Here is a 23,857-nt window from a genome sequence, read left to right as displayed (position 1 = left end):
GCAGGGCGAAGGAGCCACAGATGTCGATCACCGGAGCAGCGGCGGGCGCGGGCGCCAGACCGAAGGACCGCACCCACGTCCTCTACCTCGCCGTGATCGCGGCGGTCGTCGCGGGCGTCGTGGTGGGCCTGGCCGCACCGGACTTCGCGGTGGAGCTGAAGCCCATCGGCACGGGGTTCGTCAACCTCATCAAGATGATGATCAGCCCGGTCATCTTCTGCACCATCGTGCTCGGCATCGGCTCGGTCACCAAGGCCGCCAAGGTCGGCAAGGTCGGCGGCCTGGCACTCGGCTACTTCCTCGCCATGTCGACCGTCGCCCTCGGCATCGGCCTGCTGGTCGGCAACCTGCTGGAGCCCGGCGGCGGCCTCCACCTGACCTCCGCGCTCGCCAAGTCCGGCCACGCCCAGGCCGCCGCCGGCGGCGCGCAGTCCACCGCCGACTTCCTGCTCGGGATGATCCCGACCACCATGCTCTCCGCCCTCACCGAGGGCAAGGTGCTGCAGACCCTGCTGATCGCCCTGCTGGCCGGCTTCGCCCTGCAGGCGATGGGCCCGGCCGGTGCACCCGTGCTGCGCGGCATCGAGCACGTGCAGCGGCTGGTCTTCCGGGTCATGGCGATGATCATGTGGGTGGCACCGATCGGCGCCTTCGGGGCGATGGCCGCGGTGGTCGGCGCCACCGGTACGGCCGCGCTGAAAAGCCTCGCCGTCATCATGATCGGCTTCTACCTGACCTGCGCCCTGTTCGTGGTCGTGGTGCTCGGCACCCTGCTGCGCCTGGTCGCCGGCGTCAACATCTTCACCCTGCTGCGCTACCTGGGCCGCGAGTTCCTGCTGATCCTCTCCACCTCCTCCTCGGAGAGCGCCCTCCCCCGGCTGATCGCCAAGATGGAGCACCTGGGCGTCAGCCGCCCGGTGGTCGGCATCACCGTCCCGACCGGCTACAGCTTCAACCTGGACGGCACCGCGATCTACCTGACCATGGCCTCGATCTTCATCTCGGAGGCGATGGACAAGCCGATGTCGGTGGGCGAGCAGCTGTCGCTGCTGGTCTTCATGGTGATCGCCAGCAAGGGCGCGGCCGGCGTCACGGGCGCCGGGCTGGCCACCCTCGCGGGCGGGCTCCAGTCGCACAAGCCGGCCCTGGTGGACGGCGTCGGGCTGATCGTCGGCATCGACCGGTTCATGTCCGAGGCCCGGGCGCTGACCAACTTCGCCGGGAACGCCGTCGCCACCGTGCTGATCGGGCAGTGGACCGGGGAGCTCGACCGCGAGCGGGCCCGGCAGGTGCTGGCGGGCGCGGTGCCGTTCGACGAGCGGACGCTGCTGGACACGGATCCGCACGGCGCCCCGGCGGCCGCGCCGGTCCCGGCCCCGGCCCCGGCCCCGGCCACCACCGCCGCTGCGGCCGCGACGGCGACTACGACGGCGACCACCACGACGGCCGCCTGAGCTGCGGCCCGACCCTCACACTCCCCTGGTCCGGCGCCCCGCCCAACCCCCCGGAAAAGGCGCCGGACCAGGGGTCCCGCATGTCCCGGGACCGAGCGGTCCTCGGGCCGGGCACGAGACCCGCTCCCCCCAGGGGGCGAACGGCCCGCTCAGACCTCCTCCGAGCCGCTGACCGCCCAGCTCAGCCCGGTCGCCGGGTCCTCCAGCGCGAGGTGCAGGTGCCGCAGCCGGTCGGCCGGATCGTCCCAGGTGAAGCAGCGCATCCGCGCGACCAGGGCGCGGACCTCCGCCCGGTCCGCCGACTCCGGCCGCTGCGCGCCGGTCATCGCCGTCAGCACCCGCCACAGCGCCAGCCGCCCGTGGGCCGCTCCGTGCGCGCGGTCCGCGATGCCCGCCTGCACCAGCGCCGGCCAGGCGAGGGCGAACGGCAGGTACCCGCCGGTGACCAGCGGCCCCGGCGCGAGCTGGGCGGCGGCCCCCGCCGCCGGTCCGCGCACGCAGACCGTCCGCGCCCAGCCCGCCAGCTCCGCCAGCGCCCGGGTGGCCGGCTGCCCCGGCAGCCGGGCGCCGGGTTCGGGCAGTTCCACCCGGGCCAGCCCCTCCCGACTGGCGGGCAGCGTCAGCAGGGCGCTGCGCGAACCGCCGTGGCGCAGGTACTCCCGGACCGGCATGCCCTCGGCCCGTCCCACCGACTCCCAGGGCTCCAGCAGCAGCGGCACCCCCTCGGGGTCCGGTTCGGCGCCCCGGGAGAGGTCCTCGCCGAGCAGCACCCGGGTCTGCGCGACCAGCCGCCGCACCGGGGCCGGACCGAGCAGCGGGGCGAGCCGCCGCCAGGTGTGCCGGGTCGCCAGCACCTCCCAGAGCGGCCCGGCGTCGTGGTCGGCCACCCCCGCCGCCGTGCCGGGACCGCCGTCCGCGTCGAACAGTCGTGCGGCGACCTCGGGCGGCGCGGCGTACGCGATCAGGTGGCCGAGCGCGGCGGTGGCGATGCCGGCCCGGCCCTGGGCGGCCGCGACCGCCCAGGCACCGGCCGCCCCGCCGCCGCCCGCCCGGCCTCCGTTTGCCCGGCCGCCGTCCACCAGGTCGCCGTCCGCCAGGTCGAGCGCGACGGCGGCGGCACGGGCCTGCCGGTAGGCGCCCAGCAGTTCGATCCAACGGCCCTCGTCCACCAGGGAGCGGAGCCGATGCTCCTCGTACGTGATCACGATTTGCAGCGTACGGGGCGAGGCCGGAGCTGAGCTGACTTGCCGTCAGACCGGTGCGTCGGACCCCGCGCGCGCCCCTGGCACATGCCCGGGCGGGGGTCCGGGCCCGGCCCCGGACCCGGCGGGTGACTCGCATTCTTGTTCGAGGACATTCCGCAGTCGGTCCAGCGCCCGGCGCCGGGTGACCGCCAGGGTGGAGCGGTGCACTCCGAGGAGCTCGGCCGCCTCCTCCAGGCTGTAACCGTCGAGGTCGACCAGCAGCACCGCCCGGGCCTGCTTCACCGTCAGACGGCGCAGCAGTCGCACCACTTCCCAGTGCGCCTGCAGCTCGGCCACCCCGCCGCCCGACGGATCGTCGTACCCATCGCCGCACCCGCCGGCCGGCCCGATGTCCTCGATCGCCTCGTACGGGAGCAGCCGGCGGCGATCGCGGCGCCACTCGTCGCGCACGACGTTCGCCATTGCGGTGAACGCGTAGGCGTAGGGCCGGGGATGGCCGAGGAAGCGGGCGGGATTCCGGGCAATCCGCAGATACGCCTCGTGGACAACGTCACCCGCGCCGAACGGGTCCCCGAGCATGCGCACGGCGGCACGCTGGAGCCTGGGCAGCATTGCCGTGAACACCCGGTCGAATTCCGCCGATTCGGCCGACGGGCGCGGACGCGGACGCGGATCCGCCCCGCCTCGGCATCCGGCCGTGATTCCCATCCCGCCCCCTCGGAAATCGGCACCCCGAAGGCCCGGTCGGTGGATATCGGCCCGTCGGCCGCACGGTCTTGTGACGCACATCACATCATAGTTCGTCGTCCCACCGTTCCGCAGCCATTCGCATGCGGGGGCAAGAGGGGGCGGGAGGGGGCTCCGGGGCGACACCGAGCCGACTTTGCAAAGTCCCGGAGCACTTTGCAAAGTCGCACCAGCACTTTGCAAAGTGCTCCGAGTACCCACCCGCAGGCGATGCGCCAACGGCGGCCGGGCGCACGGGCGTTCGGATTCCCATCGGCCGGGACGACCGACCCCCGAGACGACCGCACTCCGGAACGGCCCGGGCCGGGCGGTGCCCCCGGGCCGGGCGGACTCCGCGCGGAGGCCGGGGTGGTGGAGCGACGGTGCTTCTTGTGCCGTCCGTGCGTGCGCTTCCGACCCGGGGTGCATGGGACGCTATCGGCGCGGCCGCCCGGCGGCGGCGAGGATCCGCGAATCCGCCCGCGGCACCGGGGTGCTGTGTTGGAATGTCCCGGTCGTGTGCCCGACCGTTCCGGCCGCCATGACGGCGGAGTGCCCGGGGCCGGGCGCTCTCCGCATCCAACTCCCCCGCGCCGTCCGCCGCTTGCCTTCGGCCACGTGGCGCCAGCCGCTTGCCGTCAGCCGCGCGGCGTCAGCCGGACCCGCATCGGGCTCCGCACCTGGAGCGTGATGCCCTGGCCCAGCCGGACGCCGCGGTCCACCGCCTCGAACTCGAAGTCCCGCAGCAGCGCCCCCAGCGCCAGCACCGACTCCAGCATGGAGAAGTGCTGCCCTATGCACGCCCTCGGCCCGCCCCCGAACGGGTACCAGGCGTACCGGTGGCGCTCCTTCTCCCGCTCGGGCAGGAAGCGGTCCGGGTCGAAGCGGTCCGGCTGCTCCCAGTGGTCCGGGTGCCGGTGGGTGACCCACGGCGCGAGGATGACCTGGGCACCGGCGGGCACCACGTACCCGTCGATCACCGACTCGGCCACCGAGCGGCGCCCCATCTGCGAGGCGGCCGGGTAGAGCCGCATCGCCTCCTTCAGCACCTGGGTGAGGTAGGGCAGCGCGTCCAGGTCCGCCGCCACCGGCGCCCGTCCGGCCAGTACGGCGTCCGCCTCCTCGCGGGCCCGGCGCCGCTGCTCCGGGTGCTTGGCCAGCAGGAAGAGCGCAAAGGCGAGCGAGGTCGCCGTGGTCTCGTGCCCGGCGAGCAGGAAGATCAGGACCTGGTCGCGCAGTTCGGCCGGGTCGAGCCGCTCCCCGTCCTCGCCCCGGGCCCGGGTCAGCAGCTCCAGCAGGTCCTCCGGACCGGCGGCGTCGGCCACACCCGCCGCCCGCCGGACCGCCCGCTCGGCGATGATCCGGTCGCACACCGCGTAGAGGTCGCGCTGCGCGCCGGCGGCCCGCCGGTTGGCGGGAGTCGGCCAGCCGCGGGGCACCTTCACCGGCGCGAAGCCGCGTTCGAGGACGAACTCGCCGAGCACCGGGAAGCTGTGGTGCACCACCCGCACCGCCGCCTCCACGTCCGCCCCGAAGAGGATCCGGGACACCGTGCGCAGCGCGAACCGCGACATCTCCTCCGCGACGTCGACCACGCCGCCGGGGACCACCCGCCAGCGGTCGGCGAGCACCGCGCACTCCTCCCCGACCGCCTCCGCGTAGCCGTCCACCCGGCGCCGGGTGAACAGCGGCTGGATCAGCCGGCGCTGGCGGTGGTAGTCGCCGTCCTGGCTGGTCAGCAGGCCGTTGCCGAGGCTGGTCCGCAGCTCGTCGTAGAAGCTGTTGTCCTTGCGGAAGTTGGCGGCCTCGCTGCCGAGCACCTGGTGCGCGCCCTCCGGCGAGAACACCGCGTAGAACTCGGCGCGCAGCCCTGGCGGCCCGGCGGCGAAGCGGACGACGTCGCCGTAGTCGCGGCGGGCGTCGAGGTACGTCCGCAGCGGGCGCCTGGTCAGGTCGAGCAGCGAGCCCACCAGCGGGAGTCCGGGCGGCCCGGGTATCCGGGTGATGGTGGTGGCGGTGCCGGTAGTACTGGTGGTGCCGGTGGTCGCGGCGGTCAGCGACATGTCCCCTCCTCGGTCGTGCGCCTCACCGGTCCCGCGTCCGGTCGGGCACCCCCGCCCCCGACCGCGCGACCGGTCGGTCGTGCCCCCCGATCCGTCCCCAAAGCAACTGCCGGGTAATCGGCACAGAAGGGGCGCACAGAGTGCTGCCGACGCGCGCCACCCCGCGCTCACCGGCCGCCCCGCGCCCCTCCGACACCGGGCACCCCGGGGCCGCTTGCGTCTTCCGACAGGCCCGCCACCCGCTTCGGCACCCCTGGCCTGTGCAATGAGACAGACGAAATTCAGCCCGCATGTGCGGCACTATGATCGGCGTAATGGCCGCACCTGCGGCATTGACCCCGCGCCCCTCCCGGCGCGCCCAGGAGGGGAAGCCAAGGAATGACCATCCGCAGACTCACCGCCACCAGGCTCACCGCCACCGCGGCAGCGGCGCTCGTCCTGGCCCTCGGCGCCACCGCCTGCAGCAGCGGCAGCGACAGCGACGCCAAGAGCAGCAGCAGTTCCCCCGCCGCCCCCGGCACGGGCGCGGCGACCGGTGCCGGCACGAGCGCGGCCGGCGTCCCGAAGGCCTCCGGAGCGATCACCGTGTTCGCCGCCGCCTCGCTCAAGGAGACCTTCACCGACCTCGGCAAGAAGTTCGAGGCCGCCAACCCCGGCGCCAAGGTCACCTTCAACTTCGGCGGCAGCTCCGCCCTCGCCACGAGCATCAACTCCGGCGCCCCGGCCGACGTGTTCGCCGCCGCCAGCCCGGCCACCATGAAGACCGTCACCGACGCGGGCGGCGCCACCGGCGAGCCGAAGACCTTCGTGCGCAACACCCTCGCCATCGCCGTCCCCAAGGGCAACCCCAAGCACGTCGCCGGCCTCGCCGACCTGGCCGCGCCGGGCGTGAAGGTCGCGCTCTGCGCGAAGGAGGTGCCCTGCGGCGCCGCCGCGCTGACCGCACTCAAGGCCGCCGACGTCAACCTCACCCCGGTCACCCTGGAGCAGGACGTCAAGGGCGCGCTGACCAAGGTCGAGCTGGGCGAGGTCGACGCCTCGCTCGTGTACCGCACCGATGTGCGGGCCGATGCTGCGAAGATCGACGGCGTGGAATTCCCCGAGGCCGCCAAGGCCGTGAACGACTACCCGATCGCCGCCCTGGCCAAGGCGCCGAACAAGGACGGCGCCGCCGCCTTCGTCGCCTACATCCAGTCGTCCGAGGCGCAGCAGGTGCTGACCGCGGCGGGCTTCCAGGCGCCGTGATCCGTCGCACCGGCCGCGCGGGCGGCACGGCGGGCGGCACCGGGTCCGGAGACTCCTCAGGACCGGGCCCGGGCCCGCTCCCGGACTCCGCCCCGGGGACCGGCCGGCCGCGCCGCCGCGGCCGACGGCGGGCGGGCCGGGTGCCGGTCGCCCTGCTGCTCCCCGCGCTGCTCGGCCTGGCGTTCCTCGTCCTCCCCCTGGTCGGTCTGCTGGTCCGGGCGCCCTGGAGCGCGCTCCCGGAGCAGCTCACCAGCCCGCAGGTGTGGGAGGCGCTGCGCCTCTCGCTCGTCTGCGCGACGGCCGCCACCGCGGTGTCCCTGGTCCTGGGCGTGCCGCTGGCCTGGCTGCTGGCCCGGACCGAGCTGCCGGGCCGACGGCTGGTCCGGGCCCTGGTCACGCTGCCGCTGGTGCTGCCGCCGGTGGTCGGCGGCGTCGCGCTGCTGCTGGTGCTCGGCCGGCGCGGCATCGTCGGCTCCTGGCTGGACTCCGCCTTCGGCATCACCCTGCCGTTCACCACCACCGGCGTGGTGATCGCGGAGGCGTTCGTCGCGATGCCGTTCCTGGTGATCAGCGTCGAGGGCGCGCTGCGCGCCGCCGACCCGCGCTACGAGGAGGCCGCCGCGACGCTGGGCGCCTCCCGGCTGACCGCGTTCCGGCGGGTCACCCTGCCGTTGATCGCCCCGGGCATCGGGGCCGGCGCCGTGCTGGCCTGGGCGCGGGCGCTGGGCGAGTTCGGCGCGACGATCACCTTCGCGGGAAACTTCCCGGGCCGCACGCAGACCATGCCGCTGGCCGTCTACCTCGCGATGGAGTCGGACCCGGAGGCGGCGATCGCGCTGTCCCTGGTGCTGCTGGTGGTGTCGATCGCGGTCCTGGCCGGCCTGCGCGAGCGCTGGATGTCCGCGCCGTGAGGCCGACTGCCGCCCCTGTCCCGGTCCTCGCCTCCCTCCCTGTCGTCCCCGGCCCTGTGCCTGTCCCCGTCCCCGGAGTGCCGCGCCGATGACCTCCCACCCCGGCGCCGCCGGTCTGGACGCCCGGCTGCGGGTCGACCGCGCCGCCTTCACCCTGGACCTCGCCCTCACCGCCGCCCCCGGCGAGGTGGTCGCGCTGCTCGGCCCGAACGGCGCCGGGAAGTCCACCGCTCTGCGCGCGCTGGCCGGTCTGCTGCCGCTCGGCGCCGGCCACCTGCGGCTGGACGGCGACGTCCTGGAGGACCCGGCCCAGCGGCTGCACACCCCCGCCGAGGAACGCCCGGTCGGCGTGGTCTTCCAGGACTACCTGCTCTTCCCCCATCTGAGCGCCCTCGACAACGTCGCCTTCGGCCCGCGCTGCCGAGGCCGTTCCAAGCGCGAGGCACGCGCCGAGGCCGCCGGCTGGCTGGAGCGGATGGGCCTGGCCGAGCACGCCGCCGCCCGCCCGGCCCGGCTCTCCGGCGGGCAGGCCCAACGGGTGGCGCTCGCCCGGGCGCTCGCGGTCCGGCCGCGGCTGCTGCTGCTGGACGAGCCGCTGGCCGCCCTGGACGCCCGCACCCGGCTCGATGTGCGGGCGCAGCTGCGGCGCCACCTGGCCGAGTTCGAGGCGGTCGCGGTGCTGGTGACGCACGATCCGCTGGACGCGATGGTGCTGGCCGACCGGCTGGTGGTGATCGAGGGCGGGCGCGAGGTGCAGTCCGGCCTGCCGGCGGAGATCGCGCGGCGGCCGCGCACCGACTACATCGCCCGGCTGGTCGGGCTGAACCTCTACCGGGGCACCTCGGCCGGGCACCGGGTGACGCTGCCGGACGGCGCCGTGCTGACCACCGACGAGAACCTGTCCGGGCCGGTCTTCGTCGCCTTCCCGCCGTCCGCCGTCGTCCTCCACCGCTCGCGGCCGGAGGGGAGCGCGCGCAATGTCTGGGAACTGACGGTCAACGGGCTCGACCTCCACGGCGACCAGGTGCGGGCCGACCTGGCGGGCGCCGTCCCGATGGCCGCCGACCTCACCCCGGCGGCGGCCGCCGAACTGGGCCTGGCACGGGGCTCGACGGTCTGGGCCGCGGTCAAGGCCGCCCAGACGCACGCCTATCCGGCCTGAACGCCGCCGGCCTCCGGGCCCCGCTCCCGCCCGGCCGCCCAGGTCTGCGGTGGTCACTCGGTGGGCGTCACGAAGCCCGACTCGTAGGCGAGGATGACCGCCTGGGTCCGGTCCCGCGCGCCGAGCTTCGCCAGCATGCTGCTGACGTGGGTCTTCACGGTCTGCACCCCGAGGAAGAGCTGTTCGGCGATCTCGCCGTTGGTCAGTCCGCGCGCCACCAGGCGCAGCACCTCGGCCTCGCGTTCGGTCAGGGCGGCGCGGGACATCGTGCCGCGCGCCGCCGCGTTGCCCTGGGCGGCTGCGAGCCGACGGATCTGGGCGGGGAAGAGCAGCGACTCGCCGGCCGCCACCAGCCGTACGGCCTGGGCGATCTCGCTCGGCCGGGCGCGCTTGAGCAGGAAGCCGTCCGCGCCCGCCCGCAGCGCCTGGTAGACGTAGTCGTCGATCTCGAACGTGGTGACGACCAGGATCTTCGGCGCGTACCCGCCGGGTGCGGCGGCGTCGCGGACCAGTTCGCGGGTGGCGGCGAGGCCGTCCAGACCGGGCATCCGAACGTCCATCAGTACCACCTGCGGGCGCAGTCGGCGGGCGAGTGCGATCGCCTCCGCGCCGTCCGTCGCCTCCCCCACCACCCGCAGGTCTCCCTGCGCCTCCAGCACCACCCGCAGGCCGGCCCGGACGAGTTCCTCGTCGTCGGCCAGCAGAATGTCGATCGTCACCCGCCCAAGCGTAGGGGTACCCGAACGGTCAGCACCCACTCGCCGGACTCGGTGCCGGCCGTGGCCTCGCCGCCCAGCAGTACGGCCCGTTCGCGGATGCCCCGAAGTCCCTTGCCGCCCCGGCGCGGTGAGCCGCCGTGGGAGCGGGCGGACTGCGGGCGGAGGGCGTTGGCGCAGCGCAGTTCCAGGCTGCCGTCCCGGACGGCGACCCGGACGCTGATCGGCTCCCCCGGCGCGTACTTGAGGGCGTTGGTGACGCCCTCCTGGACGATCCGGTAGCCCTCGCGGGAGAGCACCCCGGGGAGGGCACCGGAGGGGACGTCGACCCGGGCCTCGACGGGGCTGCCGGCCGCCCTGGCGGTCTCGAACAGGGCGGGGAGCCGGTCGATCCCGGGCCGTTCCCGGGCGTCCTCGCCGCTGCCGGGGCCGGTCCCTGGGCCGGTCCCGGGGGCTGGAGCGGGGCCGCCCGGTTCATCTGGTCCGCCCGGGTCGCGCAGCAGGGCGAGCGTGCGCTCCAGGTCGTCCATCGCCCGCCGGCCGGTCTCCTCGATGACCTCCAGCGCCTTGGCGGCGAACGCCGGGTCGCCGACCTCGCGCGCCGCCCCGGCCTGGAGGACCGTCACCGTCAACGCGTGGCCGATCGAGTCGTGCAACTCGCGCGCCAGCAGATTGCGTTCCAGCAGGCGTTCGGCGCGGAGCTCGGCGGCGGCCAGGCGCTCCGCCGGGGACGGCCCCAACAGCCTTACCGCCATGGCGAGCTGGAGCCGCCCGGCCCAGACGACCAGCCAGCCGAGCGCGAACAGCAGTACCGGCGCCAGCAGCGGCGCCCAACCCGGCCGGCCCGCCCCGGCCGACCGCAGCCCGAACACCGCCTGCTCCGGCCGCGCCACCAGGTCGAAGGCGGCGGCGGGCACGAGGACCGAGGCCCCGCCGACGAGCCCGCCGAGGACCACCCGGCCGACCAGCCAGGCCGCCGTCCGCCGCCGGTCGGCCCAGCCGCGGGCGGGCTCGACGGCGATGTCCTGCTCCCGGTCGGGCACCAGCAGCAGCCGCGCCTGCACGCCCTCCGCCCGCCGCATCGCGGGCACCAGCGCGGCCAGCCCCAGCAGCGCGGCGTCCAGGGGCACCGCCCGCGCCAGCAGTTCGCCCGAACTCCACCCCTCGACGCCCGGACAGACCATCAGCACGACGCCGACGAAGACCAGGCCGATCACCAGGTGCAGCCAGCGCGCGTAGGTGGTGGCGCTCAGCAGTGGCGCGAGTATTCGGGGCATCGCGCCATCCTGCCAGGTCAGGGCCCCGCGGAAACTCCCTCTCGGGAGGGAGGCGGATCCCCTCCCGGGCGGGATCCGCCGGACCCCCTGGCCGCGGTCCCATGGAGTCACCGAAGCACGGAGGAACGGAGGACGGTCGTGATCAAGGTGGAGGGCCTCACCAAGGAGTACGGCGGGGCACGGGTGGTGGACGGGCTCGACTTCGAGGTCGCCCCGGGGGTGGTGACCGGCTTCCTGGGGCCCAACGGCGCCGGGAAGAGCACCACCATGCGGCTGATCCTCGGCCTCGACCGCCCGACCGCGGGCCGGGCCCTGGTCGACGGCCGCCCGTACGCCGAACTCGACCGCCCGCTGCGGCGGGTGGGGGCACTGCTCGACGCGCAGGCCCTGCACGGCGGCCGCACGGCTCGCGGCCACCTGCGCTGGCTGGCCGCGAGCAACGGCCTGCCGGACCGCCGGGTCGACGAGGTGCTCGACCGGGTCGGCCTGACCGGGGCGGCCGGGCGGCGGATCCGCGGCTTCTCGCTCGGCATGCGCCAGCGCCTCGGGGTGGCCGCGGCACTGCTCGGCGATCCACCGGTGCTGATGCTCGACGAGCCGGTCAACGGCCTCGACCCGGAGGGCATCCGCTGGATCCGCACCCTGCTGCGCGGACTGGCCGCCGAGGGCCGGGCGGTGCTGGTCTCCTCGCACCTGATGACGGAGATGGCCCTGACCGCCGACCACCTGGTGGTGATCGGCCGGGGCCGGCTGCTGGCGGATGCGGCGACCTCGGACTTCATCGACCGCCACGGCCGGACCAGGGTCCGGGTGCGGGCCGTCGACCCGGTCCGGCTGGCCGCGCTGATGCTGCGTTCGGGCCTGGACGCGCAACCCTCGGCGGACGGCGCCTGGGAGGTCGCCGGCGCGACGGCCGAGTCCGTCGCCGCCCTGGCCGCCGCCGACGGCGTGGTGCTGTTCGAGATCGCCGTCCAACAGGACTCCTTGGAGGAAGCATTCATGCGGATGACCGCCGACAGCGTCGAGTACCGGGCGGTGGCCGCATGACCACCGCGACGACCACCAGGACGTCGACCACCAGGACGACGACCGTGTCCGGCTCGCTGATCCCTGCCGCCCTGCGCGCCGAACGGATCAAGTTCACCACCCTGCGCTCGCTCTGGATCACCCCGCTGATCGGCCTGCTGCTCACGGTCGGGTTCACCACCACCGTCGCCGCCACCCTCGGCGACAAGGACGAGAGCATCACCTCCGACCCGGGCGTCGGCATCCACTACGGCCTCAACTTCGGCCAGGCGGCGCTGGTCTGCTTCGCCGTCCTGCTGTTCGGCCAGGAGTTCAACACCCGCATGATCGGGCTCTCACTGACCGCAGTCCCGCACCGCGGCCGCCTCTACGGCGCCAAGCTCGCCCTCGCCGCGGCCGTCGCCCTCGCCGTCGGACTGCTCGGGACGGCCGGGGCGTTCGCCGGCTACGCCGCCTTCGTACCGGAGGTCTGGGACGGCCCCGCCCTGGTGCGCAGTGCCACGGCGGGTGTGCTCTACCCGGTCCTGCTGGTGGTGTTCTGCCTCGGGCTGACCGCCGTCCTGCGCAATCTCACCGCGGCGATGGGCCTGCTGCTGCCGGTCGTCTTCCTGCTCTCCCCGCTGCTGTCCGGGGTCCCGGTCGTGCGTCACGCCGTGCAGTTCCTGCCCGACCGGGCCGGCCAGTACGCGCTGCGCTACACCGAGGACCCGCAGGTGGCGTACGGGCACTGGACCGGCCTGCTGATCATGGCCCTGTGGGCCGCCGCCGCCACCTACGGCGGAATACGCACCCTGCGCCGCCAGGGGTTCTGACACCGCGCCACCGAGGTGGGGCGCACGGCCCGGGTCGAGCCGCTCGACCCGGCCGCCGTCCTCGCCTTCCACCGCATCCCTCGGAGCGGCGCGGCGGGTGCCCTTCTCAGCCGCGCAGCGCCGGGTGGTCCGCCACCACGGTGCAGCTCCCCGGGGCGATCTCGGTGAAGCCCGCGTCCTGCACCAGCGGGAGCCCGCTCGCCACGAGTTCCGCCCACGCCTCCGGCGTCGCCGTGCGGACGGCGAGCGCGAAACCGCTCTCCGCCCACTCCTTGCGCCGGGCGTCGTCCAGCCGCCACCAGGCGAGCTGCGCGGCATGGCCGGTCTGCGCCATCGTCTTGCCGGCGCTCATCTCCAGCTCCGGGTTCAGCCACAGCACCGGCACACCCGGCGTCGCGGCGCCGACCGGACCGGCCTCCTCCAGGTCGGTGCCCGACACCTGGAGCTTGGCCAGTTCCTTGGGCCAGCCGTCCAGCGGAACCGGCGGGAACACCCGCACCTCCGCCTCCAGCCCCGTCACCGTGATCCCGGGCAGCTCCCCGGCCCGGCGCCACTCGCCGCCCCGGGCCCGCCGGACCACCTTGCGGATCCGCGCGTCCTCCCAGGCCAGCACCCGCTCCGCCCACTCACCCTCCGCCTCGACCACCCGCGGGTCGTTCAGCAGGGTCAGCACCGCCCGCGCCGAGGTCTCCAGCGCGTCGGTCCGCCCGGGCGGCGTCGCGCGCTCCATCCGGACCACCAGCGGCAGCACGTACTGCTGCCGGGCGTCGCGGTCCTCGGGCATAGGGTCTGGAACGGGGGCGTCGAACGGTGAGGTCACCCGACCAGCATGCCAGCCCCCGCCCCGCGGCGATCACCGCGGGGCGCCCGGCACCCGGCACCCGGCACCCGGCTCCCCACGTCCGACGTCCGGCTCCCGGCTCCCGGTCAGCGGCGGTAGCCGCGCTGCGCGTCCCGCTCCTCCGCGTCGTCGTAGTTCAGGAACCAGCCCTCCGGATGCGTGGCGGTGAGCAGCAGTTCGGCCCGCTGCTCCGCGGTCAGCTCCGGGTCGCCGTCGTCCGGCCCGTAGACGCCGAACAGCTCGTCGTGGCAGCCGTCCCAGTCGTAGTCGTACAGGTCCGCGGGCAGGTCGCCCATCATGTCGGCGACCGACTCGGGCTGCGCGCCGAGCAGTGTCCGGGCGTCGACCAGGGCCATCCGCAGCGCGATCTCCTCCGCCAGGCAGCGCGGCAGCGGCCATTCACCGAGCGCGAGGTCGTCGGCGAGGTCGTCGAAGGTGCGGGCCATCGCCCGGCGCCAGCTCCGGTGCAGCCGCCAAGTGCGTTGCGGCAGCCTCCCGAACACCGTCCAGTCCGCCTCCTCGCCGTCGGTGACCGGCTCGTCCTCGTGCTCGTCGAGGTCGTCGTAGGCGGCGTCGGCCAGCCCGAGCAGCTGGGCGTGGAGCAGGCACGCGGTGCGCGGGGTGAGCGTCCAGTCGCCCGCCGCGCTGCCGCCCTCCTCCTCGTCGCCGTCCAGCGGGAACAGCTCGGCGAAGTCCGGCGCGAAGTCCTCGGTGACGCTGATCTCCAGCGTGCCACCGACCGCCTCGACCCCGGGGATCGCCGCCACCAGCCGGTCCGGGTGCAGCAGTGCGCCGAGTGCCGCGTTGGCGTCCTCGGCCACCTCGCGCAGCAGTTCACGGCGCTGTCCGGCCGGATCGATGCCCTCGAAGTCCAGTTCCTCCACGGCCGCGATGGCCGCGGCGCGCAGCGCCGGCCAGTTCGTGATCCGCAGTCCCAGGACCACCGTCGCCTCGATCTCCTGCGCGCCCGAGTCCTCCGCCGCGCCCGGCCCCTGTGGATGATCGCTTCGCTCGCCCATGGGGCTACGGTACGGCCTTTCGGCCGTCCGATCACCGGTCTGTTCCGGCTACCCTACGCGTTCTCGCCGTCACTGCTCCGCCTTCTCCCGGCCGCACCCCCGCGCGCCTCTGTTCGACGGCGTCGAACCGCCCGCAGGATGGGCGCCATGGCAAACATCGACGAGTACGGCGGCGGGCAGCGCCCGGACGCCCAGGTACTGGTAGTGACCACCAACGACATCCCCGGCTACCGGGTGGACCATGTGATCGGCGAGGTCTTCGGCCTGACCGTGCGCAGCCGGCACATCGGCAGCCAGATCGGCGCCTCGTTGAAGTCGCTGGTCGGCGGCGAGCTGCGCGGCCTGACCAAGACCCTGGTGGAGAGCCGGAACGAGGCGATGGAGCGGCTGGTCGAGCAGACCAAGGCGCGCGGCGGGAACGCGGTGCTGATGTTCCGGTTCGACGTCACGGAGGCGGCGGACGTCGGCACGGAGGTCTGCGCGTACGGGACCGCGGTGGTGATCTCCCCGGCCACGGCCTGAGCCGGGGCGGTCCGATCCGGGTCAGGCCCGGCCCTGGAACCGGACGGGCCCGCGGTGCCGAGGTTCCGGTTCGACGTCACGGAGGCGGCGGACGTCGGCACGGAGGTCTGCGCGTACGGGCCCGCACACAGCCGTGTTCCCGGCCCGGTGGCGGCCGGGAACACCCGCCGGGCACCGGATGTTTCACCGGCGTGACTGTTTACGGTGCAACCAACTCCGGCCCGGTCCGCCGGGTCGACGTCGTGGTGATCGGCGCGGGTCAGGCGGGCCTGTCCGCCGCCTACCACCTGCGCCGCCGCGGCTTCGCCCCCTACCGCGAAGCCGTCGGAGGCGGCGGGGCGAGCGAGGCCGGCGACACCGGCGGAGGGTTCGTCGTCCTCGACGCCGACGACGCCCCCGGCGGTGCCTGGGCCCACCGGTCGCCCTCGCTGCTGATGGCCACCGTGCACGGTTTCCACGACCTGCCCGACGTCGAACTGCCCGAGGTCGACCCGAACGCACCGGCGCGCGAAGTCGTCCCGGGGTACTTCGCGGCGTACGAGGCACAGCACGCGCTCCCCGTGGTGCGCCCGGTCCAGGTCCTGGCGGTGCGCTCGGAATCGGCGCGGCCCGACGCCCGGCTGCTGGTCGAGACCGACTCCGGCACCTGGTCGGCCCGGGCCCTGATCAACGCCACCGGCACCTGGACCCGGCCCTTCCTGCCCCACTACCCGGGCCGGTTCGCCGGACGGCAACTGCACTACGCCGCGTACCGGGGGCCGGAGGAGTTCGCCGGCAAGCGGGTCCTGGTGGTGGGCGGGGGCGCCTCGGCGATCCAGGTGCTGTCGGAGGTCGCGGCGGTCGGCGAGACCGTCTGGGTCACCCGCACCCCGCCGGTGTACCACGCCGGGCCGTTCACCCCCGAGTACGGGCGCGCCGTGGTCGCCAAGGTCGAGGAACGGGTCCGCCAGGGGCTGCCGGTGCGCAGCGTGGTGAGCGTGACCGGGCTCGGACCGTCGGTGGCCTACCGCCGCGCCGAGGAGCTGGGCGCGCTGCGGCGCCGGCCGATGTTCGACCGCCTCACCGAGCACGGGGTCGCCTGGGGGGACGAGGAGCTCGCCGTCGACGCGATCGTCTGGGCGACCGGCTTCCGCCCCGAGGTCGGCCACCTCGCCCCGCTCGGCCTGCGCTCCCCCGGCGGCGGCATCGCGCTGACCGGCACCCGGGCCACCGCCGACCCCCGGGTCCACCTGGTCGGCTACGGGCCGTCCGCCAGCACCGTCGGCGCCAACCGCGCGGGCCGGGCGGCGGTCAACGAGATCGTCGGGCTGCTCGGCGCCCCGGCCGGCGCCGCGGTGGCCGCCGTCGAACCGGCGGCCGTCGCGGTGGCGGCCGTCGAACCGGCGGCCGTCGCGGTGGCGGCCGGGTAGCGCCTGACCGGGGAGGGGAGCGACCGGCCGCCCGTCAGCGGTCGAAGTCGACCGTCACCCGGTCCGTCACCGGACGGGCCTGGCAGGTGAGGACGTAGCCGGCCGCCAACTCCTTCTCCTCCAGGGCGAAGTTGCGCCGCATCGACACCTCCCCCTCGGTGACCAGGGCGCGGCAGGTCCCGCACACCCCGCCCTTGCAGGCGAACGGCAGGTCCGGCCGGGAACGCTGCGCGCCGTCCAGCACCGACCGGTCGCGCGGCAGGCTGAGCGTGCTGCCCCGGCCGTCCAGGACGACGGTGACCTCGCTGCGTTCGACGCCCTCGGCACCGTCCGCCGCACCCGGCGTGTCGTCGGCGCGTTCGCCGATCGGCTCGTCCTCGGCGTGGAACAGCTCCTGGTGCACCCGCTCCGTCGGCACGCCCAGCCCGCCGAGCAGCTCCTTCGCCCCGGTGACCATCCCGAACGGCCCGCAGAGCCACCAGTGACCGACCGCCGGCACGTCCACCAACGCCCGCAGCAGGGCCTCGACCCGCTCCGGGTCGAGCCGGCCGCTGAGCAGTTCGGCGTCCCGGGTCTCCCGGGAGAGCACGTGGACCAGCTGGAAGCGGCCCAGGTAGCGGTCCTTCAGATCGGCCAGCTCGTCCGCGAACATCACGGTGTCGCTGCGGCGGTTGCCGTAGAGCAGGGTCACGGTGGAGGCGCGGTCGGCGGCCAGCACGGAGGCGGCGATGGACAGCATCGGCGTGATGCCGGAACCGGCGGCCAGCAGCACATGGTCGGCGGGCTCGCCGAGGTCGGGGGTGAACAGGCCGGACGGCGTCAGCACCTCCACCTCCTCCCCCGGCCCGGCGTCCCGCACCAGCCAGCGGGAGAACAGGCCGCCCGGCACCTCGCGCACGGCGATGCGCAGCGGGCCGCCGACGGGGGCGCAGATCGAGTACGAGCGGCGCTCGTCGACCCCGTCCACCACCCGGCGCAGCGTCAGCGTCTGCCCCGGCCGGAACGCGAACGCCTCCGCGAGCCCGTCCGGCACCGCGAAGGTCACGGCGACGGCGTCGTCGCAGAGCCGTTCCACTGCCGCGATCCGCAGGGCGTGGAACGCCGGCCGGCGGGCCGGGCGGACGGGCGACGGCTCGGCGGACGGCGGCGTGGTCGGCTCCGCCGACGGCGGGACGGCCGACGGGGCGGCCAGCGGGGCGGCCGGGACTGCCGGGACTGCCGGGACTGCCGGGACTGCCGGGACTGCCGACGGGACGGCTGGTGGGACGGCGGCCATTCAGATCTCCTTGACGCGTTCGAAAGGCTCGCGGCACTCGCGGCAGCGCCACAGCGCCTTGCACGCGGTGGAGCCGAAGCGGGACAGCTCCTCGGTGTCGGTGCCGCCGCAGAGCGGGCAGGCGACGGGCGCGGCGGCCTCGACCCGGGTCGGGCCGAGGCTCAGCAGGGTGGCGCCGCCGCTGGCCGCCGCGCCGCCCCCGGGCCGCGGCGGGGCGATGCCGGCCTCGGCGAGCTTGCGCCGGCCCTCGGGGGTGATCAGGTCGGTCGACCACGGCGGGTCGAGCCGCAGCCGGACCCGGACGTCCGCGAACCCGGCCGCGCGCAGCCGCCGGTCCACATCGGCGGCCATCTCGGCGACGGCGGGACAGCCCGAGTACGTCGGGGTGAGCCAGGCGGTCACCACCGGGTCCTCCGGGCCCCCGGCCACCTCGACCTCGGCCAGCACACCCAGGTCGGCCAGGGTCAGCATCGGCAGTTCCGGGTCCGGCACGGCGGCCGCCACCGCCCAGGCCGCCCCGCTCGACGCGCGCTGCCCGGCCACGGCCGTCACCACGTCGCACCCGGATGCGCGCGGGCCAGCACCTGCAGCTCGGCGAGCAGCAGGCCCAGGGCCTCGCTGTGCACCCCGTCCCGGCCCGCCCGGCCGCCGACGGTCGCCAGCCCCGGCACGTCCGGCACGGCCAGCCCGGCCTCCGCCAGCACCGCCGCCAGTGAGCGCAGCACCGGTTCGCGCAGCGTCGCCGGGTCCACCCCGACCCGCAGCTCGACCGGGTGCGCGGTGAAGAGCTCCTCCAGCAGCGGCCAGACCGCGTCCAGACCGGCCTGCATCCGCGCGGCCGAGTACGGCGTGCCGTCGCCGAGCCGCAGCGTCCACGCGGTGGCGTACTCGCGGTGGTACGCCAGCTCCTTCACCCCGCGCGCCGCGACCGCCGCCAGCACCGGGTCGGCGTGCCCGGCCAGCGCCTCGTACAGCGCGCCGCGGACGGTGGAGAACAGCAGCAGGCGGGCGATCGAGTAGGCGAAGTCCCCGTTCGGCGCCTCGACCAGGCGGACGTTGCGGAACTCCTGCTCCCCGCGCCAGTACGCCAGGTCGTCCTCGGTCCGCCCGGAACCGTCCGCCTGCCCGGCCCGGGTGAGCAGCTGACGGGCCTGGCCGAGGAGGTCGAGGCCGAGGTTGGCGAGCGCGACCTCCTCCTCCAGCTCGGGCGCGCGGGTGCACCACTCGATGAGGCGCTGGGCGAGGACGAGCGCGTCGTCGCCCAGCATGAGGCAGTAGGCCGCGAGGTCGGTCCCGTCCAGCCCGGGCGGGACGGCGGTGTCCACCCCGAGCAGCGGGTCGGCGAAGCCTGTCCCGTACGCCCAGCGGCCCTCGCCCTCGGGCTCGGGGGACGCCTCGCTGAGGCTCAGGTACACGTGGTCGTCGGTCATGGTTCGGCTGCTCCCGGTCAGATGTGCGGGACATCCTCGGGGATGTCGTAGAAGGTCGGGTGGCGGTAGACCTTGTCGCCACTGGGCGCGAAGAACGGGTCACGCTCGTCCGGGGTGGACGCGGTGATCGCGTCGGAGCGGACCACCCAGAGGCTGACGCCCTCGTTGCGGCGGGTGTAGAGGTCGCGGGCGGCGAGCAGCGCCATCCGGTCGTCGGCCGCGTGCAGGGAGCCGACGTGCACATGGTTCAGGCCCCGCCGGGGGCGCACGAACACCTCGTAGAGCGGCCAGCCGGCCTTGGACTCGGTCACTTTCCGTTCTCCTGTTCCGTCTGCGTGCCGGCGTCCGGCTGCGTAGGGGCCTCCGTCTGCGTGCCGGGGTCCGCCTGCCTGCCGGCGTCCGCCTGCCTGCCGGCGTTCGTCCCGGTGCTCGCGCCGGCCTCGGCGCGGCGCTTCTCCGCGTACGCGGTGGCCGCCTCGCGCACCCACGCGCCGTCCTCGTGGGCGGCCCGCCGCCGTTCGACGCGCTGGGCGTTGCACGGGCCCTGGCCCTGGATGACCCGGTTCAGCTCCGACCAGTCCGGCTCGCCGAAGTCCCAGCTGCCGCGCTCCTCGTTCCAGCTCATCCCGGGGTCGGGGAGGGTGACACCGAGGTGCTCGGCCTGCGGCACGGTCATGTCGACGAAGCGCTGCCGCAGCTCGTCGTTGGTGTGCCGCTTGATCCGCCAGGCCATCGAACGGGCGGTGTTCGGCGAGGCGGCGTCCGAGGGGCCGAACATCATCAGCGACGGCCACCACCAGCGGTCCACCGCGTCCTGGACCATCCGGCGCTGGGCCTCGGTGCCGCGCATCAGCGTCATCAGCAGCTCGTAGCCCTGGCGCTGGTGGAAGGACTCCTCCTTGCAGATCCGGACCATGGCGCGCGCGTACGGGCCGTAGCTGCAGCGGCAGAGCGGGACCTGGTTGCAGATCGCGGCGCCGTCGACCAGCCAGCCGATCACACCGACGTCGGCGAAGGTGAGGGTCGGGTAGTTGAAGATCGAGGAGTACTTCTGGCGGCCGGAGATCAGCTTCTCGGTGAGTTCGGCACGGTCCACGCCGAGGGTCTCGGCGGCGGCGTAGAGGTACAGGCCGTGACCGGCCTCGTCCTGGGCCTTCGCGAGCAGGATCGCCTTGCGCCGCAAGGAGGGGGCGCGGGTGAGCCAGTTGCCCTCGGGCTGCATGCCGATGATCTCGGAGTGGGCGTGCTGCGCGATCTGGCGGACGAGAGTCGCCCGGTAGGCGTCGGGCATCCAGTCGCGGGGCTCGATGCGCTGCTCCGCGGCGATGACGGCCTCGAACGCCTCCTCGGGCGATGCCCCGGGCCGCTCGGCCACCTCTGCTGTCACCACGGTCCCCTTTCGCTGCCTGTGTCCCCACCCGTCGGCGGGCCGCCAACCGACTGACCGTTCGGTCGGTACCATTGTGCGCGGTGGGACGGGCGACTGACAAGGGAGCGCCGCCGATGTCGGGGCGGCGGCTCGGGCACGGGGCGGCGGCACCGGGGCGGGCGGCGGCTCGGGGCCCGGCAGGGCGGGCCGGGACGGACAAAGGCCGGGCCCGGGCCCCTGGGGGCTCGGACCCGGCCGAGTGGAACGCGTCACCGCCGGTCACCAGCCGACGGCGCGAGGGGGCTGCGTCAGGCCGACGTCCGGCGCAGGGCAGCCAGTTCCTCGGCGCGAACGGCCCGCCCGGCGAACACCTCCGCCTTGCGCTCCTCCATGCGGCGCAGCGCCGCGCGCCGCTCCCGGGCGGCGAGGCGGTCGATGTAGAGGCCGCCGCCCAGATGGTCGGCCTCGTGCTGCAGGCAGCGCGCGAAGTAGCCGCGCCCCTCGACGACCAGCGGCCGGCCGTCCAGGTCCCGGCCTCGGACCACCGCCCGGTCCGGGCGGGCCAGGGCCACGTACGGACCGGGGACGGACAGACAGCCCTCCTCCGCCTCGACCAGCCGACGTGCGCCGGCGGGCAGCTCGTCGAGCACCGGGTTGAGGATGTGGCCCACGTGCCGGACGCCGTCCTCGTCGAAGCAGTCCCAGACGAAGAGCTGGAGGTCGACGCCGATCTGGTTCGCGGCCAGTCCGGCCCCCTCGGCGATCCGCATGGTGGCGAACATGTCGTCGATCAGCCGCGCCAGCGCGGGCGTGCCGAACTCCTCCTCCGCCACGTCCCGGCACCGGCGGTGCAGCACGTCCTCCCCGACGACGGTGACCCGCCGCACCTCACCCCGCAACGCCTCCGGCGGCACCTCCGGGTAGGCCGCCTGCACCTCGCCCTGCAACCTCACCTGCCCCCGGACCGGCTCCACCCGCTCCACCGACTCGCGTCGCGCCATGATCTTCTCCCCCTCCGTGATGCCTGCGGCTTTCGCGCTGCTGCGTTCCCGCAGTCCCGCATGCCGCATTCCTGCGTTGTTGTGCGCCCGAAGCCCTGCGCCGCCGGGCTGCTGCGTTGCTGTGCGCCCGAAGCCCTGCGCCGCTGGGCTGCTGCGTTGCTGTGCTCTCCGCGCCACGGTGCCGGATGCGGCACCGTGGCACGCGGGATCCGGCACCGGCGATCCGGCATCGGCTCCACTGCTCGTCACTCTCCCACACTTTGCAAAGTGGGCACTTTGCAAAGTGTGGAGAGATGGTCACCGGAGCCCCCTCGCACGCCGCCAAGAGCCCCATACACAGTGCAAACACTGGCCCGGCCACGGATCGACGACATCCGCACTTGCCAAAGAACTTTGCAAAGTGGAGTCTTTGCAAAGTGACCACCCACAACACTCCCGCCGAACCGGCCGCCCTCCAGAGCGGGGCGCCCTCCCGACCGCTGCCGCAGCACGCGGTCCGCGCCGCACTGCTCGACCTGATCGCCGAGTGGGGCAGCATCACCGCGAACCAGGCCGCGCAGATGATCCGCCAGAGTTCCGGAACGTGTTCCTTCCACCTCCGGCAGCTGGCCCGGTACGGGCTGATCGAGGAGGCGCCGACCGGGGACGGGCGTTCCCGCCCGTGGCGGCTGCGATGGGAGGGGTCGCTGATGCCTCCCGAGTCGGGCACGCCGGCGGCCGGCCGGACCGGCGGCGATCTGCCCCCCGAGCTGGCGACCGAGCTGGAGGACGGCAGCTACCGCCACTGGCTCGCCAACCGGTCCGCCGCGCCCGCCGATTGGCAGCGGGACCAGGCCTCGAGCGACATCCTGCACCTCACCAGCGACGAACTCGCCGACCTCGGCGCCGCCGTCCGCGCCCTGCTCGCGCCCTACCGGCAGCGCGAACCGCGTACCGGGACCCACCCCGTCGCAGCGGTCACCCGGCTCTTCCCGCTGCTCGCGGACACCGGAGGGGAAGCCGAGACGCGCTGAACAGCCGACGGCTGACAGATTTCACAATCTGCCAGCCGTCGGCTGCCGTCAGCCGGCCGCCGACGGTCACTCGTCAGCCGTCACCGGCTGAGACATTCCGCCCCGTCACCCCTCCGAGCGGTCGCGCAACCGTGGGAGCGGAACGGCGAGGAGCGCCGCCAGCAGGGCGATCCTCGGTGCCAGCTGGTCGATCCGGATGTGCTCGTGCCGGGCGTGCGCGCCCCCACCGACGGCACCGAAGCCGTCGAGCGTGGGGAGTCCGCGCGAACCCGGCAGGTTGGTGTCGCCCGCCCCGCCCGCCGGACCGCCGTCCAACTGCTGCCCGAGCACCGCCGCGAGCGAACGGACGTGGCGCAGCAGCGGGTTCGCGGAACGCTCGGGCCAGGCCGGGCGGCTGGACAGCACCTCGGTCCGCACCCGCGCGCCCGGCCGCAGCGCGGTCAGGCGGGCGAGGTTGTCGAGGGTCCGACGCTGCGCCTCGGTGGTGGAGAAGCGCAGGCCGAGTTCCGCCTCGGCCCGGCCCGCCACGACGTTGGCCCGGCTGCCGCCGCTGATCCGGCCCGCGTTCAGCTCGGTGCCGGGGAGGCTGACCAGGCCGCGGACGGCGACGAGCTGGTCGACCAGTTCGTCCACGGCCGAGACGCCGTCGGCGGCGTCGTTGCCCGCGTGCGCCTCGCGCCCGGTGACGGTGAGCCGCACCCGGGTGGAGCCGCGGCGGGCGGTCTTGAGCCGACCGTCCGGGTGCGGCGGTTCGAGGCCGAGTACGGCTGCGGCGTCCCGCAGTTGGCGTTCGACGAGGCGCCTGCCATCCGGGCTGCCGACCTCCTCGTCGGAGACCACGACCAGGCGGACCGTGCGGTGGGGGCGTTGGCCGAGGTCGGCGAGCAGGGCGAAGGCGCCTTCCAGGATGGCGAGTCCGCCCTTCATGTCGACCACGCCGGGCCCGCTCAGGGTGCCGTCCTGCTCGGTGACCGGCCAGTCGGTGAGGATGCCGGCCGGCCAGACGGTGTCGTGGTGACCGACTACGAGGAGGTGCGGCAGGCTTTCGTCCCGGCCCTCCCATTGGAGAACGAGGTGGTCTCCGGCCGGGCCCGGTTCGCGGTGGACGGTGGCGCCGGTGGCCCGGAATCCGGCGGCCAACTCCTCGGCGAGGGCGTCGAGTCGGGGTGCGTCACCACTGGGGGACTCGATCCGGGCCAGGTCGGCGCAGCGTCGCCGGACGGCTCCGGCGAGGGTGCGGGCGCGGGTGGTGAGGGCCTGGGGCAGACCGGGGAGAGCGGCGGTGGGACCGGGTTGGCCCTCGCTGTCGGGGACGGCCGGAGTGCGGGGGGCCGCTGCGATGGGTGGCGCGGCGGCGGGTGTGGGGGCGGCCGGGGGGAG

At 74.9% G+C, this 23,857-nt stretch carries 23 protein-coding genes; 9 read left to right on the top strand and 14 right to left on the bottom strand.

The window, feature by feature from the left end; genetic code table 11:
• Positions 1-20 precede the first annotated feature (20 nt).
• A complete protein-coding gene (locus ADK60_RS03415; protein ID WP_053643112.1) occupies positions 21-1,454 on the top strand; it encodes a cation:dicarboxylate symporter family transporter in 1,434 nt (477 codons plus the stop codon).
• 149 nt (positions 1,455-1,603) lie between these two features.
• Here the strand turns inward: ADK60_RS03415 and ADK60_RS03410 are convergent, their stop codons facing one another.
• From ADK60_RS03410 to ADK60_RS03400, 3 genes are all read right to left on the bottom strand, one after another.
• Entirely contained in the window at positions 1,604-2,659 is a 1,056-nt protein-coding gene (locus ADK60_RS03410; RefSeq protein WP_053643110.1) for a hypothetical protein, read from the bottom strand.
• A gap of 45 nt (positions 2,660-2,704) precedes the next feature.
• The gene (locus ADK60_RS03405) at positions 2,705-3,367 is read right to left on the bottom strand and encodes an RNA polymerase sigma factor (RefSeq protein ID WP_079008011.1); all 663 of its coding nucleotides are present in this window, start codon (positions 3,365-3,367) and stop codon (positions 2,705-2,707) included.
• Between the two features lie 656 nt (positions 3,368-4,023).
• A complete protein-coding gene (locus tag ADK60_RS03400) occupies positions 4,024-5,448 on the bottom strand; it encodes a cytochrome P450 (RefSeq protein ID WP_053643108.1) in 1,425 nt (474 codons plus the stop codon).
• A gap of 378 nt (positions 5,449-5,826) precedes the next feature.
• On the opposite strand from ADK60_RS03400, the gene modA reads away from it, so the two are divergent.
• The 3 genes from modA to ADK60_RS03385 all read left to right on the top strand — a co-directional run bounded on the left by modA (position 5,827) and on the right by ADK60_RS03385 (position 8,766).
• A complete protein-coding gene (gene modA / locus ADK60_RS03395; protein WP_053643106.1) occupies positions 5,827-6,693 on the top strand; it encodes a molybdate ABC transporter substrate-binding protein in 867 nt (288 codons plus the stop codon).
• Positions 6,694-6,833: 140 nt separating this feature from the next.
• Positions 6,834-7,604 (top strand): ABC transporter permease, encoded by a 771-nt coding sequence (locus ADK60_RS03390; RefSeq protein WP_375921207.1) that lies wholly within the window; start codon positions 6,834-6,836, stop codon positions 7,602-7,604.
• An 88-nt stretch (positions 7,605-7,692) separates the two neighbouring features.
• The gene (locus ADK60_RS03385; protein ID WP_053643103.1) at positions 7,693-8,766 is read left to right on the top strand and encodes an ABC transporter ATP-binding protein; all 1,074 of its coding nucleotides are present in this window, start codon (positions 7,693-7,695) and stop codon (positions 8,764-8,766) included.
• Positions 8,767-8,819: 53 nt separating this feature from the next.
• Here ADK60_RS03385 and ADK60_RS03380 read toward each other — a convergent pair whose 3' ends face one another.
• Together ADK60_RS03380 and ADK60_RS03375 are read right to left on the bottom strand one after the other, a co-directional pair.
• Positions 8,820-9,485: a response regulator transcription factor gene (locus ADK60_RS03380; protein WP_053643101.1), complete on the bottom strand. Its 666-nt coding sequence runs from the start codon at positions 9,483-9,485 to the stop codon at positions 8,820-8,822.
• Positions 9,482-10,759, bottom strand: a complete 1,278-nt coding sequence (locus tag ADK60_RS03375; protein ID WP_053643099.1) for a sensor histidine kinase — start codon at positions 10,757-10,759, stop codon at positions 9,482-9,484. The genes ADK60_RS03380 and ADK60_RS03375 overlap by 4 nt, the downstream gene beginning before the upstream one ends.
• A 138-nt stretch (positions 10,760-10,897) precedes the next feature.
• On the opposite strand from ADK60_RS03375, the gene ADK60_RS03370 reads away from it, so the two are divergent.
• The gene (locus ADK60_RS03370; protein ID WP_053643097.1) at positions 10,898-11,806 is read left to right on the top strand and encodes an ABC transporter ATP-binding protein; all 909 of its coding nucleotides are present in this window, start codon (positions 10,898-10,900) and stop codon (positions 11,804-11,806) included.
• Positions 11,803-12,597, top strand: coding sequence for an ABC transporter permease (locus ADK60_RS03365; RefSeq protein WP_063783028.1), 795 nt, complete (start codon positions 11,803-11,805; stop codon positions 12,595-12,597). The genes ADK60_RS03370 and ADK60_RS03365 overlap by 4 nt, the downstream gene beginning before the upstream one ends.
• Positions 12,598-12,703: 106 nt before the next feature.
• Here ADK60_RS03365 and ADK60_RS03360 read toward each other — a convergent pair whose 3' ends face one another.
• Both ADK60_RS03360 and ADK60_RS03355 read right to left on the bottom strand, forming a co-directional pair.
• Complete coding sequence (locus ADK60_RS03360; protein ID WP_053643093.1) at positions 12,704-13,381, bottom strand: aminoacyl-tRNA hydrolase; 678 nt, start codon at positions 13,379-13,381, stop codon at positions 12,704-12,706.
• A 143-nt stretch (positions 13,382-13,524) separates the two neighbouring features.
• Positions 13,525-14,457 (bottom strand): hypothetical protein, encoded by a 933-nt coding sequence (locus ADK60_RS03355; RefSeq protein ID WP_159394101.1) that lies wholly within the window; start codon positions 14,455-14,457, stop codon positions 13,525-13,527.
• Positions 14,458-14,604: 147 nt separating this feature from the next.
• Between ADK60_RS03355 and ADK60_RS03350 the strand changes: the two genes are divergently transcribed.
• Complete coding sequence (locus ADK60_RS03350) at positions 14,605-14,979, top strand: YbjQ family protein (RefSeq protein WP_045938048.1); 375 nt, start codon at positions 14,605-14,607, stop codon at positions 14,977-14,979.
• Between the two features lie 191 nt (positions 14,980-15,170).
• Positions 15,171-16,388 (top strand): NAD(P)-binding domain-containing protein, encoded by a 1,218-nt coding sequence (locus ADK60_RS03345; protein ID WP_079008010.1) that lies wholly within the window; start codon positions 15,171-15,173, stop codon positions 16,386-16,388.
• A 34-nt stretch (positions 16,389-16,422) separates the two neighbouring features.
• On the opposite strand, the gene paaE is transcribed toward ADK60_RS03345, so the two are convergent.
• The 6 genes from paaE to def form a co-directional block, all read right to left on the bottom strand.
• The gene (gene paaE / locus ADK60_RS03340; protein ID WP_079008009.1) at positions 16,423-17,664 is read right to left on the bottom strand and encodes a 1,2-phenylacetyl-CoA epoxidase subunit PaaE; all 1,242 of its coding nucleotides are present in this window, start codon (positions 17,662-17,664) and stop codon (positions 16,423-16,425) included.
• The gene (paaD, locus tag ADK60_RS03335; protein WP_234370927.1) at positions 17,665-18,207 is read right to left on the bottom strand and encodes a 1,2-phenylacetyl-CoA epoxidase subunit PaaD; all 543 of its coding nucleotides are present in this window, start codon (positions 18,205-18,207) and stop codon (positions 17,665-17,667) included. It abuts the gene before it with no gap.
• A 5-nt stretch (positions 18,208-18,212) separates the two neighbouring features.
• On the bottom strand, positions 18,213-19,094 hold the full coding sequence (gene paaC / locus ADK60_RS03330) for a 1,2-phenylacetyl-CoA epoxidase subunit PaaC (RefSeq protein ID WP_053643091.1): 882 nt from the start codon (positions 19,092-19,094) through the stop codon (positions 18,213-18,215).
• 17 nt (positions 19,095-19,111) lie between these two features.
• The gene (gene paaB / locus ADK60_RS03325; RefSeq protein ID WP_030391930.1) at positions 19,112-19,405 is read right to left on the bottom strand and encodes a 1,2-phenylacetyl-CoA epoxidase subunit PaaB; all 294 of its coding nucleotides are present in this window, start codon (positions 19,403-19,405) and stop codon (positions 19,112-19,114) included.
• A complete protein-coding gene (paaA, locus tag ADK60_RS03320; protein ID WP_234370926.1) occupies positions 19,402-20,556 on the bottom strand; it encodes a 1,2-phenylacetyl-CoA epoxidase subunit PaaA in 1,155 nt (384 codons plus the stop codon). Before paaA ends, paaB begins: the two co-directional genes overlap by 4 nt.
• Before the next feature lie 215 nt (positions 20,557-20,771).
• Positions 20,772-21,464 (bottom strand): peptide deformylase, encoded by a 693-nt coding sequence (def, locus tag ADK60_RS03315; RefSeq protein ID WP_107094482.1) that lies wholly within the window; start codon positions 21,462-21,464, stop codon positions 20,772-20,774.
• Positions 21,465-21,880: 416 nt separating this feature from the next.
• Here def and ADK60_RS03310 point away from each other — a divergent pair, with 416 nt between their 5' ends.
• Positions 21,881-22,477, top strand: coding sequence for a winged helix-turn-helix domain-containing protein (locus tag ADK60_RS03310; protein WP_053643089.1), 597 nt, complete (start codon positions 21,881-21,883; stop codon positions 22,475-22,477).
• A 105-nt stretch (positions 22,478-22,582) separates the two neighbouring features.
• Here ADK60_RS03310 and ADK60_RS03305 read toward each other — a convergent pair.
• The coding region (locus tag ADK60_RS03305) for a M20/M25/M40 family metallo-hydrolase (protein WP_199839587.1) at positions 22,583-23,857 on the bottom strand (1,275 nt) is incomplete at its 5' end.

Origin of the sequence: Streptomyces sp. XY431 (assembly GCF_001279805.1) — a bacterium.
Classification (GTDB): Bacteria; Actinomycetota; Actinomycetes; order Streptomycetales; family Streptomycetaceae; genus Kitasatospora; species Kitasatospora purpeofusca.
Note: the sequence above shows the minus strand (reverse complement) of the source record. Positions and strands in the feature narration are given on the sequence as shown.

Bases quoted from the DNA above. Each gene is read 5' to 3' on its own strand.
- ADK60_RS03415 (WP_053643112.1), top strand. From the start codon at position 21: ATGTCGATCACCGGAGCAGCGGCGGGCGCGGGCGCCAGACCGAAGGAC.
- ADK60_RS03405 (WP_079008011.1), bottom strand. From the start codon at position 3,367: ATGGGAATCACGGCCGGATGCCGAGGCGGGGCGGATCCGCGTCCGCGT.
- ADK60_RS03400 (WP_053643108.1), bottom strand. From the start codon at position 5,448: ATGTCGCTGACCGCCGCGACCACCGGCACCACCAGTACTACCGGCACC.
- modA (WP_053643106.1), top strand. From the start codon at position 5,827: ATGACCATCCGCAGACTCACCGCCACCAGGCTCACCGCCACCGCGGCA.
- ADK60_RS03385 (WP_053643103.1), top strand. From the start codon at position 7,693: ATGACCTCCCACCCCGGCGCCGCCGGTCTGGACGCCCGGCTGCGGGTC.
- ADK60_RS03375 (WP_053643099.1), bottom strand. From the start codon at position 10,759: ATGCCCCGAATACTCGCGCCACTGCTGAGCGCCACCACCTACGCGCGC.
- ADK60_RS03365 (WP_063783028.1), top strand. From the start codon at position 11,803: ATGACCACCGCGACGACCACCAGGACGTCGACCACCAGGACGACGACC.
- ADK60_RS03360 (WP_053643093.1), bottom strand. From the start codon at position 13,381: ATGCCCGAGGACCGCGACGCCCGGCAGCAGTACGTGCTGCCGCTGGTG.
- ADK60_RS03355 (WP_159394101.1), bottom strand. From the start codon at position 14,457: ATGGGCGAGCGAAGCGATCATCCACAGGGGCCGGGCGCGGCGGAGGAC.
- ADK60_RS03350 (WP_045938048.1), top strand. From the start codon at position 14,605: ATGGCAAACATCGACGAGTACGGCGGCGGGCAGCGCCCGGACGCCCAG.
- paaE (WP_079008009.1), bottom strand. From the start codon at position 17,664: ATGGCCGCCGTCCCACCAGCCGTCCCGTCGGCAGTCCCGGCAGTCCCG.
- paaC (WP_053643091.1), bottom strand. From the start codon at position 19,094: ATGACCGACGACCACGTGTACCTGAGCCTCAGCGAGGCGTCCCCCGAG.
- paaA (WP_234370926.1), bottom strand. From the start codon at position 20,556: ATGGTACCGACCGAACGGTCAGTCGGTTGGCGGCCCGCCGACGGGTGG.
- def (WP_107094482.1), bottom strand. From the start codon at position 21,464: ATGGCGCGACGCGAGTCGGTGGAGCGGGTGGAGCCGGTCCGGGGGCAG.